This is a genomic window from Nonomuraea zeae (genome assembly GCF_005889725.1).
Lineage (GTDB): Bacteria > Actinomycetota > Actinomycetes > Streptosporangiales > Streptosporangiaceae > Nonomuraea > Nonomuraea zeae.
The window spans coordinates 1-3,546 of the sequence record NZ_VCKX01000549.1 but is presented as its reverse complement, the minus strand read 5'-3'; the positions used below and the strand labels follow the sequence as shown (position 1 = coordinate 3,546).

The following is a 3,546-nucleotide window of genomic DNA, read 5'->3' as shown; positions in this document are numbered from 1 at the left end:
GGCTGCTCGGGGAGGTCTCCGGCACGCTGATGAAGGCGGTCTGACGGCCGCCCGGCCAGAGGGAAGCGCCGGGTCGCGGGGACGGCGTACGGGTGGCGGTGGCAGGCTGGAGGGATGCGCCTGGCGACCTGGAACGTGAACTCGGTGAAGGCGAGACTGCCTCGCCTGCTCGAATGGCTGGACGACACCAAGCCGGACATCGTCTGCCTGCAGGAGACCAAATGCGCCGCGGAGGCGTTCCCCGTGGCGGAGGTGGGCGCGCTCGGCTACGCGGCCGCGGCCCACGGCGACGGCCGCTGGAACGGCGTCGCGTTGCTGTCCAGGGCCGGCCTCGACGATGTGACGTTCGGCTTCCCCGGCGAGCCCGGCTTCGGCGAGCTCGACGAGGCCGGCGTGGCCCGCCCCGAGGCCCGGGCGCTCGGGGCGACGTGCGGCGGGATGCGGGTCTGGTCCCTGTACGCGCCGAACGGCCGCACGGTCGAGTCCCCGCACTACGTCTACAAGCTCGACTGGTTCGCGGCGCTGCGGGACGCGCTGGAGGCCGAGATGACCGGGCCGCTCGTGGCGTGCGGCGACTACAACGTGGCGCCGACCGACGCCGACGTGTGGGATCCCGCCCTGTTCGTCGGCGCGACCCACGTCACGCCCCCCGAACGCCAGGCGCTGGCCGACCTGCTGGCCCTGGGGCTGTTCGACGTGGTGCCGACGCCGATGAAGGGGCCGCACCCGTTCACGTACTGGGACTACCGGGCCGGCATGTTCCACCAGAACAAGGGGATGCGCATCGACCTGGTCTACGCGAGCGAGGAGGTGGCCGGGCGGGTGCGGGCGGCGTACGTCGATCGCGAGGCCCGCAAGGGTAAAGGCCCCTCCGATCACGCGCCGATCGTGGTGGATCTCGAAGCGTAATTCAAATCACAAACCGCGGTCGTGCGAGTATCCTGAGTTCTCAAATGTTTCGGGGGAATTAAGTCTCTTCAAGGCCCACAGGGGGATCTCCGTGGAACCTGCAGACGGCCGCGTCATCTTATTCATCATCATCGCGCTCGCCGTGTTCGCCCTCGGCCGGCGCTTCCAGACCATGTTGATCATGCGCCAGGTCTGGAAGCAGAGCGCGCGCCAGGTCAGCGCACGCAAGGAGGTCGCGCACGGCGCGGCCAAGTCCATGGTCGGGATCACACTGCTCGCGATATTCGTGGTCTGGCTCGTGCTGAACCTCAATCGCGTCATGTGAAAAACCGCCGATTGCTGATTACCGGCCGCCCGTCCGCAGGGCTATTGGCGCGGACGGGCGGCCGGGCAGGCGGCGTGCCCGTGGCATCCGATGCGATTGCGGGGCTGTTCCCGGGATTGCGTGGAGCCATTACCGGGATCGGGTGAGGCCATTCCCCGAATTGCTGATCAGCGCGCAATTGCGCGGCGAAGTGCCCACGCCGTCAGGACGGCCGCGCCGGCGGCGGCCAGGCTCACCGCGCGCGTCAGGCGGACGGCCCGGCGGATGTCTCTGACCTCGGGCTTGGGCCCGTCGCCCATGGTGGGGCGGTGCTCGATCCGGCCGCCGTAGACGTTGGTGCCGCCCAGCGTGACGCCGAGCGCGCCGGCGAAGGCGGCCTCGCAGCGGCCGGCGTTCGGGCTGGGGTGGCGGTGGCCGTCCCGTCTCAGCACGGCCAGCGCCCTTCGCGGCGCCGGTCCCGTCAGTGCGGCCAGCACGCCGGTCACCCGCGCCGGTACGTAGTTCGCCACGTCGTCGAGCCGGGCCGCGGCCCAGCCGAAGCGCTCGTACCGGGGGGAGTGGTGGCCGATCATGGCGTCCAGCGTGTTGATCGCGCGGTAGGCCAGCAGCCCGGGCACGCCCGCGACCGCGCCCCAGAACAGCGGGGCCACGACGGCGTCCGAGGTGTTCTCGGCCAGCGACTCGACCGTGGCCCTGGCCAGCTCCGGGGACTCCAGGAGCGCGGGGTCCCGGCCGCAGAGGTGCGGCAGCCTGGCCCTGGCCCGCGCCAGGTCGTCGCGTTCGAGCGCGTCGGCCATGTAGGCGCCCTCGCGGGCCAGCGTGGTGCCGCCGAGCACGGCCCAGGTGGCCACGGCGGTCACGGCCGTACGCGCGACCCTGATGGCTGGGGGCGGTTGCCGGTGGGCGACCCTGATGGCTGGGGGTGGCTGCCCCTGGGCGAGCAGCCCCAGGGCCGCGGCGCCTCCGACGCACACGGCGACGTGGACGACCCCGGCGGACCTCCGGTCGGCGTACAGAACGCCTTCCAGCCGGGCGGCGGCGCGCCCGAACACCGCGACGGGATGTGCGGGCGTCTGCGGATCGGCCACGAGCTGGTCGAGCGCCACGCCGAGAGCGAGGCCGAGCGGATCACACCAAATAGGCATGAAGCTCATCTTCGTGCACATCCAGCCACGCGGCCGCACGGCGGATGCGCTCCCCGGCTCCGCCCGCCCACATCTTCGCCCAGTTCCCACCGGCCGTGGCGCGGGTGCGCATGACGGCGTAGGAGCGGTGGAAGCGGATCCTGGCGAGGTCGAGGAGGCGGCGGCGGTCGCGGGGCGGGACGCCGTACGCGTCGCAGAACAGCCGCAGCCGGTCGCCCACGTCGAGGTTGCGCAGGAGCGGGGGACGGTCGACGGGGTCGGCGATGGGCGCCCAGTGCCTGAGGGTGGTGACGATGTCGAAGAGCCGGGTGGTCGGCCGGGCCAGATCGAAGTCGATCATCGCGTGGGGCAGCCCGCCGCGAAAGACCACGTTTTCCGGCGTTAAATCACAATGACCGATGACTTCTGGGGCTCTGTCATCATTCGACCCGCCTTCCCACCCCTGCGCCGCCAGCGGAAACCCGGCGGTCGCCTCGTGGAAGTCGCGCAACAACACGCCCAGGCAAGCCAGCGCCTCATCGCTCGCGCTGGCGAGATCGAGCCCGGTCGTACCCGGGATGAAGGTGAGGATCTCGCGCCCGAGCCCATCCATCCCCAGCACCCTCGGCGCCCCCTCGAACCCGGCGTCTTCCAGGTGCCTGAGCAGGGCATGCACGGCGGGCGTGGACGTACTGGCCGGTCTGCGCACGGTGTCACCGACGCGCACCACTCCGTCAGTCACGTCCCCGCCCTGCAGGGGAATTTCATGCAGGAGCGTCGCGACCATGCCACGACAGCTTAGACCTATTTGCCCGCCCCCCGCCTGGCCTTTTCTGTCACTCGGCGGGTGTGTGAGGTCTCTGGGGAGCCTGCGAGCAACCGCCGCACCCCGCACCCGGCCCCTTGCTTCGCATCTGGGGCGTTTGCCATGGCTGTACGGCACACCGTCTTGTCATGGGGGCCTTGCTCACTCATCAGCAACCCTGTGCGCCGCACCCTGCGTCGGACCCTGCGTGGAACCCTTCGCCGGGGGTCCTGTGCGCGGACCCCTGTGAGCCGGACCTGCCCCGACTCTCGCCCGGGCCCTGCGCGGGGACTTCGGGCGCGTGGGCGCTTGCACGGGGACTTCGGGCGCGTGGGCGCTTGCAAGCCGGACCTGCCCCGCCCCTGACCCTGTGTGTCGCACCC

4 protein-coding genes are annotated in these 3,546 nt (G+C 71.3%); 2 read left to right on the top strand and 2 right to left on the bottom strand.

The window, feature by feature from the left end; all coding sequences use genetic code 11:
- Window positions 1–114: 114 nt before the first annotated feature.
- Both ETD85_RS60915 and ETD85_RS60910 read left to right on the top strand, forming a co-directional pair.
- A complete protein-coding gene (locus tag ETD85_RS60915; RefSeq protein WP_138698874.1) occupies window positions 115–909 on the top strand; it encodes an exodeoxyribonuclease III in 795 nt (264 codons plus the stop codon).
- 91 nt (window positions 910–1,000) lie between these two features.
- The gene (locus tag ETD85_RS60910) at window positions 1,001–1,234 is read left to right on the top strand and encodes a hypothetical protein (protein WP_138698873.1); all 234 of its coding nucleotides are present in this window, start codon (window positions 1,001–1,003) and stop codon (window positions 1,232–1,234) included.
- 167 nt (window positions 1,235–1,401) lie between these two features.
- Here the strand turns inward: ETD85_RS60910 and ETD85_RS60905 are convergent, their stop codons facing one another.
- Together ETD85_RS60905 and ETD85_RS60900 are read right to left on the bottom strand one after the other, a co-directional pair.
- A complete protein-coding gene (locus ETD85_RS60905; protein ID WP_138698872.1) occupies window positions 1,402–2,379 on the bottom strand; it encodes a cobalamin biosynthesis protein in 978 nt (325 codons plus the stop codon).
- On the bottom strand, window positions 2,363–3,145 hold the full coding sequence (locus ETD85_RS60900) for a phosphotransferase (protein ID WP_138698871.1): 783 nt from the start codon (window positions 3,143–3,145) through the stop codon (window positions 2,363–2,365). The genes ETD85_RS60905 and ETD85_RS60900 overlap by 17 nt, the downstream gene beginning before the upstream one ends.
- Between the last annotated feature and the right edge of the window lie 401 nt (window positions 3,146–3,546).

What these genes read in the sequence shown, in the direction of transcription:
- ETD85_RS60905 (WP_138698872.1), bottom strand. Translation starts at nt 2,379, where the DNA reads ATGCCTATTTGGTGTGATCCGCTCGGCCTCGCTCTCGGCGTGGCGCTC.
- ETD85_RS60900 (WP_138698871.1), bottom strand. Translation starts at nt 3,145, where the DNA reads ATGGTCGCGACGCTCCTGCATGAAATTCCCCTGCAGGGCGGGGACGTG.
- ETD85_RS60915 (WP_138698874.1), top strand. Translation starts at nt 115, where the DNA reads ATGCGCCTGGCGACCTGGAACGTGAACTCGGTGAAGGCGAGACTGCCT.